Source organism: Pseudomonas sp. (assembly GCF_048265905.1).
Taxonomy (GTDB): domain Bacteria; phylum Pseudomonadota; class Gammaproteobacteria; order Pseudomonadales; family Pseudomonadaceae; genus Aquipseudomonas.
In genome coordinates this window covers 58,130-72,589 of the sequence record NZ_JBLXAP010000010.1, presented here as the reverse complement: position 1 = coordinate 72,589, position 14,460 = coordinate 58,130, and the positions used below count along the sequence as shown (strand labels likewise).

Sequence of the window (14,460 nt, the reverse complement as noted above, 5' to 3'; positions counted from 1 at the left end):
GGGTCGGCACACATTCAGGGAAAAGACCTAACTTGTCAATTGTCGATCGGTGAATGAAAGCCGGTTAAAACTCCGAAAATACCAGTCAAAGCCATATGCAGTGCGGCCTGCAAAGGATTATTAGCAAATCTTTTGACCTGTAATTCAGCAACAGTTGGCCGCAAAAGCAACGTAATAACACGCTAGTAAATCAGTCCGCAGCCCGGTACATTTACAGACAGATGGCAGTTACAGACTTGCTACGACTTGCCAATCAAAACAACAACGAACCCTACTAAAGGGTCTATGGAGCACTGTATGACAAGCCGAATGCTTGCCATTTCTCTACGTACTTTCTTAGTTATCGCTATGCTCCTGATCAGCACGCTTAGCCCTGCTGCAACTACCCCGGCTGAAAGCCTGCTAAAGCTTCACCAAATGCGTCTTGATACCCAGAAGAGCCTCAGCAGCTTCTACATGTACAACAACATGGAAGGTGACCAGCGTTACGCGCGGATGATCGATGAGGCTATCAGCCAAGCCAATCAGGCCTTGGCAGGCTTGCAAGACTTAAACGGCGACAGCTCGAAAGCCCTCAACGCGCAATTGGTTGCGCTCTGGAGCAACTACGAAAGCAACCTCAAACAATTGGTTAGCACCCTTAAAACCCAGGGCTATACCGACTTGCAGCCTGTTGCAGACTTGGCCGAACACAATCAAAAAATCATGCAGCTGAGCCAGGAGCTTTACAGCAAGATCGAGCAGGAAACGGGCTACAGCGTGCCACCACTGATACAACTAAGCCGCAAGCAAAGCCTGGTAATGCAAGCCATTGCGGTCGACTACTCATCGCGCAGCGCATCAGTAGGTGCAACCTTTATGGGTGGCGGCAATAGTCAAAGCATCGAGGAGCTGGTCAGCGAGTTCGCCAGCACTTTGGAGCAACTCAGCCAAGCGCCTGAAAATACAGCCCAGACCAGTAAAACGCTGAGCAATGTAGGCACAAAATGGAACTACATTGAAAAGTCATTGAAAAATTACAATGAAAACAGTGTACCCTTCCTAGTCAGCAAGTACTCCGACAGCATCATTGAGGAGCTGGAACAGCTATCCTCGCAATATGCCGCTGCATCGACCTAAGCGCTCAAGCCACAATGCCTATCAGCTACGTCGACATGGGTACACAGAATTTACCGGCCTGCCTGGCCAACCTTCCAGCCCGCTGCTTGCATCGGGCTTTTCTTTGCCTGCTAGAAATAGCTTTTGAGAAAAATGCTGATCGCTTCCAGGTCTTGCGCTTTAGCGCTCTCGCCCCAGCACACAGCGACCATTTGCGGACTAAGTTCAGCCTTGTAGACATCTGCTGGCAAACTCGCCAACTGCTCAGCAAGCCCAGGGTTCGCGCATGGCTCACGCCATTGATTGAGCCACTGCCCCGGCTCAGCCTGCCAATAACACCAGCTGTCCTGATGCCCGCGACGGCGCGCCAGGTGATACTGCGGACAGGTGGCGGGCTGTCCGCGCTGAATCCAGTGTGGCCACTCTTGCTGCGATATATTCATGGTCAAACCAAGTCGCCTGGCCTGCATACGCACATCCATACGCCCACGCAAACGCCGCGAAGGCATCAGCATCGCCAAGGGGCTGAGCACACAAAAAAGCAATGCCAATACAATCCAAGTGGTCATAAGGTATATCTCTACTGTAAAAGCCTGCCGCAAGCGCTAATTAACGTTCATACTTAGATTCATCGACTATCCATTCAAGGAGTCTCTCATGTCCTACACACATATCTTGGTCGCTGTAGACCTAACCGAAGAATGCGACCCGGTCATGAGCCGCGCGCAAATCCTGGCACGCAACAACGAAGCTAAGCTGTCGGTAGTACATGTTGTCGAACCAATGGCCATGGCATTTGGTGGTGATGTGCCCATGGATTTGTCGATGCTGCAACAACAGCAATTTGATCAAGCCCGTGAGCGCCTTGATGCATTTGCAGTGAAATACAACGAACTGGCCGCTGATCAACGTCACCTGACCTACGGTCAACCTCGCCAAGAAATCCACCGCCTCGCTGAAGAACAGGGTTGCGACCTGATCATTGTCGGCAGCCATGGCCGCCACGGCCTAGCCCTGCTGCTTGGTTCGACCGCAAATGACGTGCTTCACGGCGCTCCCTGCGACGTGCTCGCCGTGCGCTTGAAAAAGCCTGAATAAAGATCACTACTGCGCTCAAGCCTGCCAGCTTTTTGCCGGCAGGCTCAGGCATTGTCATTCCAAACCTTCTCCCGCACTCATCACCATTGGCCGGACTTTCTGCAACTGGGTTTCCAGCGAATAAGTCATGCTTGATGACATCGAAAAGAAGGTTAGAAATGCTTTCAAATTAGAATCGCCTTTGCAGGTGTCGTGAATCCGCTGCCAGAACGCCTGATTAACCAGCTGCAATTGCTGGAACATTCGTACCAACCCTTTCAACTCCCAATCGGCATGCCGCCCTTCTCGCGAATTAAAATACTGGCGCGACAAATAGAGCGAGAACGCGCGCAAGATAAACTCCTGATTACTGGCAAACGGCAAATGCTGCTGCGCCATAGGCTTTAGCTTGCCCAGCACCGGACAAGCGCTGGTTGCCATAATCACCCCGAGCAGCGCACGCAACCCCTCTTCAAGCCCTGCGTGCTTGGTGTATTCACGCTCAGGCGTACGCACCCAGACCATGGCCTTAGCGAATGCAGGTAAGCCCTGAAAGTCTTCAATCACGCGGTGCAAGTCAACCGCTGCAGGGCAATGACTAAAACTGTCTTTGCTTAATGGGCAATTACTGCATTGTTGATTGCTCAGGCGCGTCCATGCCGGTGCACTGCTAGCTTCTAACGGATCGTATTCACGATCCAACTCGATGCGGTAATTAAACTGATGACTGTCGTCGAGAGTAATGCGGTACTCGATAGACATTGAGCTCTCCAGCAAGCGTAAGCGCGGCAGTCTATGACTGCATACATGCCCAACCCTCTACGGCGAGGGTTGGGGCCTTATATTTAGACTGCTCAGGCTACCTTATAACTAGCCTTCCAGCTCTGCCCAACGCTCCAGCAAGTGATCCAGTTCCTCTTGCAGCACCGGCAATTTAGCCAAGACCTCTGCAGTGACTTCAACAGGTTGCTGGTAGAAGGCCGGATCAGCGATTTGCGTCTGAACCTCGGCCATTTTTTGCTCGACCGCATCAATCTGCGCAGGCAAGGCTTCTAACTCACGCTGCAGTTTATAGCTGAGCTTTTTCTTGGCTGGAGCATTCTGTTCAACCGCAGGCGTTGCCACTGGCTCAGGTGCGGTGACCACTGCCGAAGCCAGCTCGGCTTTACCCGCTTTGGTCTCACCCACCCCCAACAGACGTGCCGAACCGCCTTGACGAATCCAGTCCTGGTAGCCACCGACGTATTCACGCACGCGACCTTCGCCCTCAAACACCAAGGTGCTGGTCACCACGTTGTCAAGAAATGCCCGGTCGTGGCTGACCATCAATACAGTGCCTGGGAACGTCAGCAAAACCTCTTCAAGCAATTCGAGGGTTTCAACGTCGAGGTCATTGGTCGGTTCGTCCAGCACCAGCAGATTGGCTGGCTTGCTGAACAGCTTGGCGAGCAGCAAACGCGCACGCTCACCGCCTGACAGGGCTTTAACTGGCGTACGCGCGCGCTGCGGGCTGAACAGGAAGTCGCCAAGGTAACTCAGCACATGCCGGCTCTGGCCGTCGATCTCGATAAAGTCACGCCCTTCGGCAACGTTGTCGATAACGGTTTTTTCCAGATCCAACTGATGACGTAACTGGTCAAAATAAGCCACATCAATGCGTGTACCTTCATCGACACTACCGCTGGTAGGTTGCAGGCCACCAAGCATCAACTTGAGCAACGTGGTTTTACCGGTACCGTTAGCGCCTAGCAGACCAATACGGTCACCGCGCTGCAGCACCATCGAAAAATCTTTAACCAGCATCGGTCCATCAGGATGGGCGAAGCTGACATGTTCAAGCACCATTACCTGCTTGCCAGACTTTTCGGCAGTCTCCAGCTGAATATTGGCTTTACCGGTGCGCTCGCGACGTTCGCTGCGTTCAACACGCAGCGCCTTGAGGGCACGAACACGGCCTTCGTTACGGGTGCGGCGGGCTTTGATACCCTGACGAATCCACACTTCCTCTTGCGCCAGGCGCTTGTCGAACAGTGCGTTAGCGGTTTCTTCAGCGGCAAGCGTCGCTTCTTTATGCACCAGAAAGCTTGCGTAATCGCCGTTCCAATCGATCAGACCGCCACGGTCCAGCTCCAGAATACGGGTTGCCAGATTTTGCAGGAATGAACGGTCGTGGGTAATAAACAGCACCGCGCCCTGAAAGCCAATCAGCGCTTCTTCCAACCAGGCAATGGCACCGATATCCAAGTGGTTGGTTGGCTCATCAAGCAGCAGCAAATCAGGTTCAGAAACCAATGCCTGAGCCAACAACACGCGGCGGCGCCAACCACCGGACAGCTCAGCCAGAGTTTTGTCGGCAGGCAATTGCAAACGGCTCAAGGTACTGTCGACCAACTGCTGCAAGCGCCAGCCATCACGGGCTTCAAGGTCTTGCTGCACGTGCATCAGTTTATCGAGGTCAGCCTCGTTATGAATGTTCTGGCTCAGGTGATGGTATTCAGCCAGCAACGCGCCGACGCCATCCAGACCTTCAGCCACAACGTCAAACACGGTACGTTCATCGGCACGCGGCAATTCTTGCGGCAACTCACCTATTTTAAGACCGGGAGCGCGCCACACGGCGCCTTCATCCGGCTTTTGGTCGCCCTTGACCAACTTCAGCATGCTCGATTTGCCTGTGCCATTGCGGCCAATAATGCAAACGCGCTCGCCTCGGGCTATCTGCCAAGACACCTTGTCCAGCAGCGGCATGGCGCCGTACGCCAGGGAAACATCGGTGAACTTAAGCAGGGTCATGGTACGCCTCAACATTTATGCAGCGAATGCGCTAGCAATATTCTTCGGAGAAAAGCCGCAAGTTAGTCAGCAACTGCGGCCAAACCCTTTAAATACAGTGTTCGCATCGCGAAATTTGATTAGCGGAGCGTTAATGCTCCGATAAAAAACTGGGCGCGCATTCTAACCGAGTTGAGCCTCGGTATTGCGGGCATTTTTCATTATTAACGCATGCAAGGCGCCAGCTGGCTTTCGCCCACCCCAAGCAAACAGCTAAGCTAGGGACATCAAGCGCCGAGCTGCACAGCGCTCAATCAGATCCCACGCATGGAAGTGTCATGTCCCGCCGACTGTTAAAACTGTTTTCTTGCTTAATCATCTCGGCCACTGCTCTCTCCGCCGCACAGGCCGCGAGCTTGAGCCAGCAACGCCAATATTACGATGAAGCCAAGCGCGCCCTTGATAAAGGCGACAGCGGCCCGTACCGGCGTTATGCGAGCGCGCTCAGCGATTACCCGTTAGAGCCGTACCTGGCCTATACCGAGCTGACTGCGCGACTAAAATCTGCCAGCAATGCTGAAATCGAGCGTTTTCTTGCTGACCACGGTGATTTACCTCAAGCCAGCTGGATGAAATTGCGCTGGTTGCGCTGGCTGGCTGAGCGCGGCGACTGGGCAACCTTTGCAAAATATTACGACCCTGCGCTGAATTTCACCGAGCTCGATTGCCTCAACGGCCGCTATCAAATGAACCACGGTAAAGTGGCCGAGGGCTACGCCACCGCAGAAAAACTATGGCTGGTAGGTAAATCGCAACCGGAAGCCTGTGATCGATTATTCGACGCTTGGGCAGCGGCCGGCCAACTCACCGAAAACAAACGCTGGCAGCGCGCCAAATTGGCGGCCGAAGCGCGCAACTACAGCCTCACCAGTTACCTGACCAAAGACACGCCGACACTCAGCGAAGAAGGCAAGCTACTGATTGATGTCGCACAAAAGCCGCAACTGCTGAGCAATCCTGCCCGTTTCACCCCAGTTGATGGGCCAATGGCTGACATTGTCAGCCTAGGCTTGCGCCGCCTCGCCCGCCAGGACCCAGAGAAAACCTTGGCCCTGCTCGATAGCTATGCCGAGCGCATGCACTTCTCTGATGCGGAGAAACTCTCGATCGCTCGTGAAGTCGGCTTATCCCTCGCCAAAAACTTTGACCCACGAGCGCTGGCCGTTATGGCCAAGTACGACCCTAAACTGCAAAACGACACTGTCAGTGAATGGCGTGCCCGTCTATTAATGCGCCTGGGCCGTTGGGAGGAAACCTATAAGCTGACCCAACAAATGCCCGCTGAATTGGCACACACCAGCCGCTGGCGTTATTGGACCGCCCGCAGCCTGCAGCTGGCCGATCCAAACAGCGCAGAAGCGACAAAGCTCTACCGCAGTCTGGCTACTGAACGTGACTTCTACGGTTTTATGGCCGCAGACCAGGTCAAGGTTCCATACAAGTTCAATAACAAACCGCTGAGTCTCGACCCCAATGTTGTGAAAAAAGTACGCAATACGCCGGGTATTCGTCGCGCCATTGAGTTTCACGACCGCGGCCAGATTGTTGATGGCCGCCGTGAGTGGTACCACGTCAGCCGCCAGTTCAGCCGCGACGAACTGGTCGCTCAAGCGCGTCTCGGTTATGAGCTGCAATGGTATTTCCCCGCAATTCGCACCATTAGCCTGGCCAAATACTGGGATGACCTTGACGTACGCTTCCCGGTAACTCATCGCTCATCACTCAACAATGAAGCCAAAAAGCGTGGTCTTCATTCCAGCTGGGTGTTTGCCATTACGCGCCAGGAAAGCGCCTTCATGGCCGATGCAAAATCCCCAGCTGGGGCCATGGGCCTGATGCAGTTGATGCCTGCCACGGCCAAGGAAACCGCACGTCGTTACGATATTCCGCTGAGCAACCCGAACAATGTGTTGATACCTTCGGTCAACATTCAATTGGGCACGGCTTACCTGAGCCAGGTTTACGCGCAGTTCAATGGCAACAGAGTACTTGCGACTGCGGCTTATAACGCAGGCCCTGGTCGCGTTCGTCAGTGGCTGCGCGGGGCTGACCACCTGCCGTACGATGTCTGGGTTGAAAACATCCCATACGATGAAACCCGCCAATACGTGCAAAACGTGCTGTCATATGCCGTCATCTACGGTGAAAAACTTAACGCGCCGCAGCCATTGATTGCCTGGCATGAGCGTTACTTTGATGATCAATAATTCTTGATCAACAGCAAAAAGGGGCCTTATGGCCCCTTTTTCAATGCAACCAGCGTCCAGTGGTTATTCAAGCACTTCAACCGGCATACCCAAATCAAGCGCTCCCGAGGACAAAGCAATCAGATTTTGCCCGAAGTACACATCACCTTCTATCTGGCGATAGGTTTTTAGTGTGGTCAACGGCTCACGGTCCGCACTGCGCTCACCTGTGGCCGGGTCAAGGGTAGTCATAATGCAACGCGAGCAACCTTTGGCGACCTTGAACTCAATGCCACCGATTGCAATCCGTTTCCAACTGTCTTCGGCGTAAGGCTCGCTGCCTTCGACCACCAGGTTGGGACGAAAACGCAGCATTTCCAAATCACGCCCCACCCGCCTCGACAAATCATCCAGCGATGCCTGACCGATCAGCAACAATGGGAAACCATCAGGGAAAGCCACTTTCTGGCCAATCTCAGCGTACACCGGATCAATCTGTCTGGCCCGTTCTGACGCGACGTACACCAACCGGCAATCACGCTGCAGAAACTGGCTCAACCACTGCGCCGCGTTATCACCGGCATCCGGCACACGTAAACTGTCGCGCCAGATATGCACACCGCGCAAATTGTCGCTGTCCTGCGGCACTGCAACCCGTAAATCAGGCATGCCTGGCGCGCTGAGAAGCAACTCATCAGGACTTTGCCAGAGAGCTTTTATCTGATTCATTTGGCCTAAAAGACGCTGGGTAATAAAGCGCCCACTCTGCGCATCGACTACCATCCAACGGCGATCACCTTGCACACCTAAAGAGTCGAGCTGAGTGCTTTGCAGCGATTGTGCAGCGCCAGATTTAAGCGGATAACAATACAGACCAGAGAGACGAAACATGAGCCAGCACTCCAAAACTCAAAACGTTGTTATACGAGCATGCGCCAGCGCTCACAAGCCCACGTTAAGCCTTACCGTTATTTTGCTACTCAATGCGTGTAGTGCTAGCCCACCGGCGACTCTGGGCGTGCATGCGGGACGTTTTGAGCCATGTTCCAGTTCACCGAATTGCGTAAACAGCCAAGCTACAGACAGCGAACATAAAATCGCACCACTGGCATTCAATGGCAGCCCAGCTGAAACCCAAGCACGGCTACTGAAAGTCATTGCCGAGCAGCCGCGCGCAACGCTTACCAAAGCCGAGGGTAATTATCTGCGGTTTGAGTTCACCAGTGCGCTGATGCGTTTTGTCGACGACGTTGAGTTTCTGGTCGGCAGCCAATCCGTCGAAGTGCGCTCAGCTTCGCGTCTGGGTTACTCCGACATGGGCGTCAATCGAAAACGGATTGAGACCATCCGCGTGGCCTTAGCCAAGCAGCCTTGAACGACCGCTTGGCATGCAGGGTTTAAACGTCTAGCTCAAGACGCTGACGCACGACATCCACTAACTTGTCAGGTTGGAATTTCGACAAGAAGTTGTCGCAGCCAACCTTCTTCACCATGGCATCGTTAAAGCTCCCCGATAGCGAGGTGTGCAATACGATATACAAACCGGCCATGCGCGGGTCCTGGCGGATTTCTGTGGTAAGGCGATAGCCGTCCATCTCTGGCATCTCGGCATCGGTGAACACCATCAGCAATTTATCAGTGAGCACCTCACCTGCGTCTGCCCAGCCTTTGAGCATGTTCAACGCCTTTAAACCGTCGCTGGCAACATGCATCTTCACGCCGAGTTGGCCTAGGGTTTCACGCAACTGAGATAACGCCACACTGGAGTCATCGACCAGCAGTACTTCGCGACCCTGAGCTTTGTGTAACAGCGGGTCACTCAGGCGTTCGCTGGAGATTTTCGCGCTGTAAGGGACAATCTCAGCCAAGACCATCTCAACGTCGATGATTTCAACCAGTTGTTCCTCAACCTTGGTTATTGCCGTCAAGTAATGCTGACGCCCTGCTCCGCCCGGCGGTGGCAGAACAGCTTCCCAATTAAGGTTGATGATGCGCTCGACCCCACCTACCAGAAACGCCTGAACCGAGCGATTGTATTCTGTGACGATGATGGTGCTCTGCTCGGTCGGCACAATCGGACGCATACCGATCGCCTGCGACAGGTCGATCACTGGCAAGGTTTTACCACGTAGATTGACCACCCCGCAGACACACCGATGACGGTTTGGCATCAAGGTTAATTTGGGCATGTGCAGAACTTCCTGCACTTTGAAAACGTTAATCGCAAACAGCTGACGCCCGTTCAAACGGAACATCAGAATTTCCAGACGATTTTCACCCACCAACTGCGTACGTTGGTCTACCGAATCTAGAATTCCGGCCACTGCGAGCTCCTGTTATATAGGCATCAACACCGACTACACCCGGTATATCGGCAGGTATGTACATAACTGGAGCTTGGGCCAGAAGAATCTATCCCTGACCCTTTCTGAAACGCAGTGTTTACCGAAATCCAACAGCAGTTCAGTGACTCAACAGCGGAGAATATGCAGGCAAATGAACACGGAGCGCTTTGGCGCGCGCTTTGAAATGCAACTTGGTGGCGCTCATTGGCTCACCATCAAGATTGAGGTCAAGCCCCTCCGGCGCTTCTACTTCCAGCCAGGCAACACGCGTCATCTGCGACACAGTTTCAACCCCGTTCATCGAGCCCGACAACATAGTGCCAAGCGTGCCGACCATGTCCTGCGCAGCAGGCACGATGCAGACATCCAGTAAACCATCATCAATCCGTGCCTTCGGGCATAACACATGGCCTCCGCCCGCCTGGGAACCATTGCCAATACCTAATGCCAGAAACTCGCCTTCCCAACTGAAATCCGGCCCTTTAAACCGCCCAAAGGCTGAATGGACCTCGGCAAAACGGCTCAGTCCAGTCAGAAAATAGGCCGCGCCACCAAGCAGTTTCTTCAAGTCTTCCGGGGTGTTAGTCGTCACGCTGGTGCCGAAGCCGCCGGTAGCCATGTTCAGGAACAACTGGCCATTGACTTCACCCAGATCAATGGCTTTAGGTTCCTGATCGAGTAAATCAAGCGCCTCATCCAGATCCACAGGCACGCTGGCCGCCGTAGCGAAGTCGTTGGCGGTGCCCAGCCCCAGCAAAAGCAAACTGGCATCGCTGTCGGAAAGTGCAATTGCCTCGGCAACCGCACGCAAGGTGCCATCGCCACCACCGGCAATCAGCGTCGGATAGCCCTCGGCAAGCGCTTCATTGGCCAATCGTTGAGCGTCACCCGCTTCCCAGGTAACCCTCACTGCAATCTCCCAGCCCTGCTTGCGTTTGGCGTAGATGGCAGCGCGCAACAGCTCGTTCGACGCCTGCTTGCCATGCAAAATCAACAGCGCTTTGCGTTCACTCATTGAATGCTCCTTGTAGGACCTACGGCTCACTGGATGATGGGCGAAAGTTTTTCGCTCTGGTTAACAGACCACAACACAATGCATTTGTCGCGCGCTAGCCAAGAGACTTGAGTCTAGGGGCTGAATCAGCAAACTGCTGCCGAATAACAACTCAAACACCTTAAGCAATAAATCAACTAATTAGATACATACAATTCACAAATAGCGCTTTTTATAACAATTAAACTGATAGAAAATCACCTCATTACCACTTGATAGCGCTTACCGACCACAGGTTGCGTATCACTCACTGAGGATATCGAAATGATTGAAGTTCGAGCTTTTGCGGACCTCGGCGGCGCCGAGCATGGTTGGTTGAATGCACGTCACCACTTTTCTTTCGCTGAGTATTACGACCCGCAGCGGATGTCCTGGGGCGACCTGCGCGTTTGGAACGATGATGAAATTGCTGCGCAATCAGGATTTCCTCCGCACCCACACCGTGACATGGAAATTATCACTTACGTTCGCCAAGGCGCGATTACCCACAAGGATAACTTGGGTAATCATGGTCGCACTGAAGCTGGTGATGTGCAGGTAATGAGTGCGGGCACCGGTATCGCTCACAGCGAATTCAACCTAGAGGACACAACCACCAAAATCTTCCAGATTTGGATCACTCCTAATCAGTTTGACTCACCACCATCATGGGGCGCCAAACCGTTTCCTAAAGGCGACCGCGCTGGCAGTTTCGTGACATTGGCAAGTGGTAACACTGACGATAAAGACGCGCTGCCTATCCGGGCAAATGCAAGAGTTGCAGCTGCGACCCTGAAAGCCGGTCAAACCACTGAATATGTACTCGGCACTGACCGTAAAGCCTATCTGGTTGCTTCTACTGGCGCCTTTGAGGTCAACGGCGTCGCCGCTAAGACCCGCGATGGCGTTGCTATTCGTGACGTTGAAGTACTGACTGTAACCGCTAGCGAAGACGCTGAAATTGTCTTAGTAGACGTTGCATAAGCAAAGACTGTACTAGCCCCCTACTTACTCAGAGTTGGGGGCTTTTGTCGTGCGTTTTGAACGCCTAGTCAGTTTTTTAAACGTACAATGGGCTTGGTTAATCAGCCTATAAGAACAACATGAACAGTCTTGGTTTCACCGCCGCGCCCGCCCTGCTTAAATACCTGCGCCACGCAGAGTTCTTAGGCCTTGATGCTGATCAGGCATTGCAGGCTGCAAACTTGTCACGCGAAGACATCAGTGACAACGCCAAGCGCATCCCCAGTGACAGCCATGAGCGCTTACTCAAGTATTTTCTCATGCACTCCGATGACCTGCTATTCGGCCTGCACAGTGCGCGCTATGTGCAGCCGGGTTCCTGGAGTGTGCTCGGTTACATCACCCTGAACTGTGCGACCTTAGGTGAAGCGATTAGCCGAATCGTACCCTACGAAAAACTGGTCGGCGACATGGGCGTCAGCCGGGTAGAAAGCGACACAGAGCAAACCCGATTGATCTGGAGCTGCCGCCATGATGAACCGCTGATACGTCGGCACATGGTTGAAAATGTTCTGGCGTCCTGGCTGTTATACGCACGCTGGATAGCCGATAAGGACTATTCGCCGGACGCAGTATGGTTTGAGCATCCCCGGCCAGATGGCGTACACAATGAAGCCTACCAAGCTGCATTTGGCTGCCCAGTATTATTTGAGCAACCCTGCAATGCATTGATAATCCCCAATCAATTACTTGCCATTGAACTGCGCCAGGCAGACCCGAACCTGCTGCGCACGCTGGAAGAACACGCGCTGGAGTTGATGGCAAAACTGGATGATGACCAGCCACTCGCTACGCGGGTCAAAGGCGCTCTGCGCTTACTGCTCAAAGATGGCTTACCCCGTAAAGAGCGAGTTGCAGAACGTTTCGACATGACCGTGCGCACCTTGCAACGGCATCTGCAGCAAGCAGGCACAAGCTATCAACTGATACTCGATGAGTTGCGCCAAGAGCTTGCTGAGCATTATTTACTGCGCAGCGACTTACCCGTGCAAGACATTGCCAGCTACCTTGGCTTCAGTGAGTCGAGATCGTTTCACCGCAGTTTTAAAATCTGGACAGGGCAAACACCGGGCGAGTATCGACTGACTCATCGCCCGGCCGGTTAACCGAGAATTTCACTCATTGGAATAAATCGTACGCTATCACCTTCAGCCAAGGTTTTGCCCTCGAGCACCTCCGCCAACCCTTCAGCCCACGCAGCGCTGCGCAGCACGCCCGAGCTTTGATTCGGATGCATCACCACTCGGCCATTTTCAATTCGCGCGCGCACGTACTCACGACGGTTACCAACCTTGGTCCAGACGAACCCGGCAGGCATTGGAAAGCCTAAAGGCTCAACCTTGGTCACGCCCATGCGCCGCAGCAAATACGGACGCGCCAGCAGACCGAAGGTCACCAGCGTCGAAGCGGGATTACCCGGCAAACCCAATACCGGCACGCTATGAAAAGCACCAAAGGTCAGCGGTTTTCCTGGTTTGATCGCCAGCTTCCAAAGTGCCAACTCACCCTCTTCACGCAATGCAGCGCCGAGAAAGTCAGCTTCACCAACCGACACGCCTCCGGTTGAGAGAATCAAATCCACATCACTGAGCGCGGCAAGCGCATCTCGCGTCAGTTGCAGATCATCGGCGAGTATGCCGGCGTCAATCACCTCACAACCTAAACGCTGCAACCAAGTGCAGAGCAAGCGGCGATTACTGTTGTAGATCTGTCCTGGGCCAAGTGCTTGCCCTGGCTCTATCAACTCATCTCCAGTCGACAGCACTGCAACCCGAGCACGCTTAACAACCTGCAAGCTGCCCGCTCCGAGAGATGCGGCCAAACCCAGTTCAATCGGCCCCAACCGAGTACCAGCAGGCAAAACGCAGTCGCCGACTTTGGTTTCCTGGCCTTGCGCACGAACGTTCTGACCGAAGCGCATGCTCTGGCTGAAACTGACGCGCTGATCGTCGCCAAGCTGCACATTCTCTTGCATTTCGACTACATCCGCGCCCGCTGGCAATGGCGCGCCGGTAAAAATCCGGGCACAGGTGCCAGGCTCAAGCGGTTGCGGTAATGTGCCAGCAAGAATCCGCTGACTGACTCGCAACGGTTCGCCCTGCCAATCGGCCAAACGCAGTGCATAACCATCCATTGCACTGTTTGCCCATGGCGGCAAATCCAATGATGAAACGAGCGCCTCAGCCAACACTCGACCATCAGCCTCAGCCAGTTTGACCGTCTCAGTCTGCTCAATCGGCGTAGCATCGGCCAACGCCATCAAACGCTCTAGAGCAACTTCTACCGGCAATAATCCGGGTTGATCACAGCTGCTCATCCACGGCTCTCGCACGCGGCGGCTTGTTTCAGGTGCGGGACAAAATTGCAGGGGCGATGGCTGGCGTCCAGTTGCTCAGCAAGAATCCCATCCCAAGCGGTACGACAAGCATTTGTCGAACCCGGCAAGCAGCACACCAACGTGCCGTTAGCCAAGCCAGCCAAAGCTCTGGATTGAATGGTCGAGGTGCCAATATCAGGCACAGAAATCTGCCGGAACAGCTCACCAAAACCATCAACGTGCTTGTCCAGCAAACAGCTCACGGCTTCGGGTGTACTATCGCGCCCGGTGAATCCCGTACCTCCGGTAATCAGCACAACTTGCACCACATCTTCGGCAATCCATGTCGCGACTTGGGCGCGAATCTTGTACAGATCGTCCTTAAGTAACACGCGGCAAGCCAGGGTGTGGCCAGCAGCCTCAAGGCGATCAATCAAGGTCTGACCCGAGGTGTCCGAATCCAGGCTGCGGGTGTCGCTAACAGTCAATACTGCAATGTTCAACGGGACAAAGGCGGTGTCGAGTTTATGGCCCATAACAGACTTCCGG

General features: G+C 53.9%; 14 protein-coding genes. 6 read left to right on the top strand and 8 right to left on the bottom strand.

Going from position 1 to position 14,460, the window contains the following annotated elements; translation table 11 throughout:
- Positions 1-297 precede the first annotated feature (297 nt).
- Complete coding sequence (locus ACN0UH_RS14280; RefSeq protein WP_417662680.1) at positions 298-1,119, top strand: hypothetical protein; 822 nt, start codon at positions 298-300, stop codon at positions 1,117-1,119.
- Between the two features lie 110 nt (positions 1,120-1,229).
- Here the strand turns inward: ACN0UH_RS14280 and ACN0UH_RS14275 are convergent, their stop codons facing one another.
- Entirely contained in the window at positions 1,230-1,667 is a 438-nt protein-coding gene (locus ACN0UH_RS14275) for a hypothetical protein (RefSeq protein WP_417662679.1), read from the bottom strand.
- 88 nt (positions 1,668-1,755) lie between these two features.
- On the opposite strand from ACN0UH_RS14275, the gene ACN0UH_RS14270 reads away from it, so the two are divergent.
- A complete protein-coding gene (locus ACN0UH_RS14270) occupies positions 1,756-2,196 on the top strand; it encodes a universal stress protein (protein WP_417662678.1) in 441 nt (146 codons plus the stop codon).
- Between the two features lie 54 nt (positions 2,197-2,250).
- On the opposite strand, the gene ACN0UH_RS14265 is transcribed toward ACN0UH_RS14270, so the two are convergent.
- Both ACN0UH_RS14265 and ACN0UH_RS14260 read right to left on the bottom strand, forming a co-directional pair.
- A complete protein-coding gene (locus ACN0UH_RS14265) occupies positions 2,251-2,937 on the bottom strand; it encodes a DUF6901 family protein (protein ID WP_417662677.1) in 687 nt (228 codons plus the stop codon).
- Positions 2,938-3,045: 108 nt separating this feature from the next.
- Positions 3,046-4,968, bottom strand: a complete 1,923-nt coding sequence (locus tag ACN0UH_RS14260; protein WP_417662676.1) for an ATP-binding cassette domain-containing protein — start codon at positions 4,966-4,968, stop codon at positions 3,046-3,048.
- A gap of 317 nt (positions 4,969-5,285) precedes the next feature.
- Between ACN0UH_RS14260 and ACN0UH_RS14255 the strand changes: the two genes are divergently transcribed.
- On the top strand, positions 5,286-7,214 hold the full coding sequence (locus tag ACN0UH_RS14255; RefSeq protein WP_417662675.1) for a transglycosylase SLT domain-containing protein: 1,929 nt from the start codon (positions 5,286-5,288) through the stop codon (positions 7,212-7,214).
- Positions 7,215-7,277: 63 nt separating this feature from the next.
- Here ACN0UH_RS14255 and ACN0UH_RS14250 read toward each other — a convergent pair whose 3' ends face one another.
- Positions 7,278-8,084 (bottom strand): MOSC domain-containing protein, encoded by an 807-nt coding sequence (locus ACN0UH_RS14250; protein ID WP_417662674.1) that lies wholly within the window; start codon positions 8,082-8,084, stop codon positions 7,278-7,280.
- Between ACN0UH_RS14250 and ACN0UH_RS14245 the strand changes: the two genes are divergently transcribed.
- Positions 8,083-8,568 carry a DUF1499 domain-containing protein gene (locus tag ACN0UH_RS14245; protein ID WP_417662673.1) on the top strand — a complete coding sequence of 162 codons (486 nt, stop codon included), beginning with the start codon at positions 8,083-8,085 and terminating at the stop codon, positions 8,566-8,568. The two genes, ACN0UH_RS14250 and ACN0UH_RS14245, sit on opposite strands and share 2 nt — an antisense overlap.
- A 22-nt stretch (positions 8,569-8,590) precedes the next feature.
- On the opposite strand, the gene ACN0UH_RS14240 is transcribed toward ACN0UH_RS14245, so the two are convergent.
- On the bottom strand, positions 8,591-9,517 hold the full coding sequence (locus ACN0UH_RS14240) for a chemotaxis protein CheV (RefSeq protein ID WP_417662672.1): 927 nt from the start codon (positions 9,515-9,517) through the stop codon (positions 8,591-8,593).
- Positions 9,518-9,656: 139 nt separating this feature from the next.
- Entirely contained in the window at positions 9,657-10,553 is an 897-nt protein-coding gene (gene yegS / locus ACN0UH_RS14235) for a lipid kinase YegS (protein WP_417662671.1), read from the bottom strand.
- A gap of 303 nt (positions 10,554-10,856) precedes the next feature.
- Here yegS and ACN0UH_RS14230 point away from each other — a divergent pair, with 303 nt between their 5' ends.
- Together ACN0UH_RS14230 and ACN0UH_RS14225 are read left to right on the top strand one after the other, a co-directional pair.
- The gene (locus tag ACN0UH_RS14230) at positions 10,857-11,555 is read left to right on the top strand and encodes a pirin family protein (RefSeq protein WP_417662670.1); all 699 of its coding nucleotides are present in this window, start codon (positions 10,857-10,859) and stop codon (positions 11,553-11,555) included.
- Between the two features lie 119 nt (positions 11,556-11,674).
- Positions 11,675-12,700: an AraC family transcriptional regulator gene (locus ACN0UH_RS14225; RefSeq protein WP_417662669.1), complete on the top strand. Its 1,026-nt coding sequence runs from the start codon at positions 11,675-11,677 to the stop codon at positions 12,698-12,700.
- Here ACN0UH_RS14225 and glp read toward each other — a convergent pair.
- Together glp and moaB are read right to left on the bottom strand one after the other, a co-directional pair.
- A complete protein-coding gene (glp, locus tag ACN0UH_RS14220) occupies positions 12,697-13,911 on the bottom strand; it encodes a gephyrin-like molybdotransferase Glp (RefSeq protein ID WP_417662668.1) in 1,215 nt (404 codons plus the stop codon). The two genes, ACN0UH_RS14225 and glp, sit on opposite strands and share 4 nt — an antisense overlap.
- A complete protein-coding gene (gene moaB / locus ACN0UH_RS14215) occupies positions 13,908-14,447 on the bottom strand; it encodes a molybdenum cofactor biosynthesis protein B (protein ID WP_417662667.1) in 540 nt (179 codons plus the stop codon). Before moaB ends, glp begins: the two co-directional genes overlap by 4 nt.
- Positions 14,448-14,460 lie beyond the last annotated feature (13 nt).

Coding starts and splice junctions, on each gene's coding strand:
- ACN0UH_RS14260 (WP_417662676.1), bottom strand. CDS start 4,968: ATGACCCTGCTTAAGTTCACCGATGTTTCCCTGGCGTACGGCGCCATG.
- ACN0UH_RS14230 (WP_417662670.1), top strand. CDS start 10,857: ATGATTGAAGTTCGAGCTTTTGCGGACCTCGGCGGCGCCGAGCATGGT.
- ACN0UH_RS14250 (WP_417662674.1), bottom strand. CDS start 8,084: ATGTTTCGTCTCTCTGGTCTGTATTGTTATCCGCTTAAATCTGGCGCT.
- yegS (WP_417662671.1), bottom strand. CDS start 10,553: ATGAGTGAACGCAAAGCGCTGTTGATTTTGCATGGCAAGCAGGCGTCG.
- ACN0UH_RS14245 (WP_417662673.1), top strand. CDS start 8,083: ATGAGCCAGCACTCCAAAACTCAAAACGTTGTTATACGAGCATGCGCC.
- glp (WP_417662668.1), bottom strand. CDS start 13,911: ATGAGCAGCTGTGATCAACCCGGATTATTGCCGGTAGAAGTTGCTCTA.
- ACN0UH_RS14265 (WP_417662677.1), bottom strand. CDS start 2,937: ATGTCTATCGAGTACCGCATTACTCTCGACGACAGTCATCAGTTTAAT.
- moaB (WP_417662667.1), bottom strand. CDS start 14,447: ATGGGCCATAAACTCGACACCGCCTTTGTCCCGTTGAACATTGCAGTA.
- ACN0UH_RS14225 (WP_417662669.1), top strand. CDS start 11,675: ATGAACAGTCTTGGTTTCACCGCCGCGCCCGCCCTGCTTAAATACCTG.
- ACN0UH_RS14255 (WP_417662675.1), top strand. CDS start 5,286: ATGTCCCGCCGACTGTTAAAACTGTTTTCTTGCTTAATCATCTCGGCC.
- ACN0UH_RS14280 (WP_417662680.1), top strand. CDS start 298: ATGACAAGCCGAATGCTTGCCATTTCTCTACGTACTTTCTTAGTTATC.
- ACN0UH_RS14270 (WP_417662678.1), top strand. CDS start 1,756: ATGTCCTACACACATATCTTGGTCGCTGTAGACCTAACCGAAGAATGC.
- ACN0UH_RS14275 (WP_417662679.1), bottom strand. CDS start 1,667: ATGACCACTTGGATTGTATTGGCATTGCTTTTTTGTGTGCTCAGCCCC.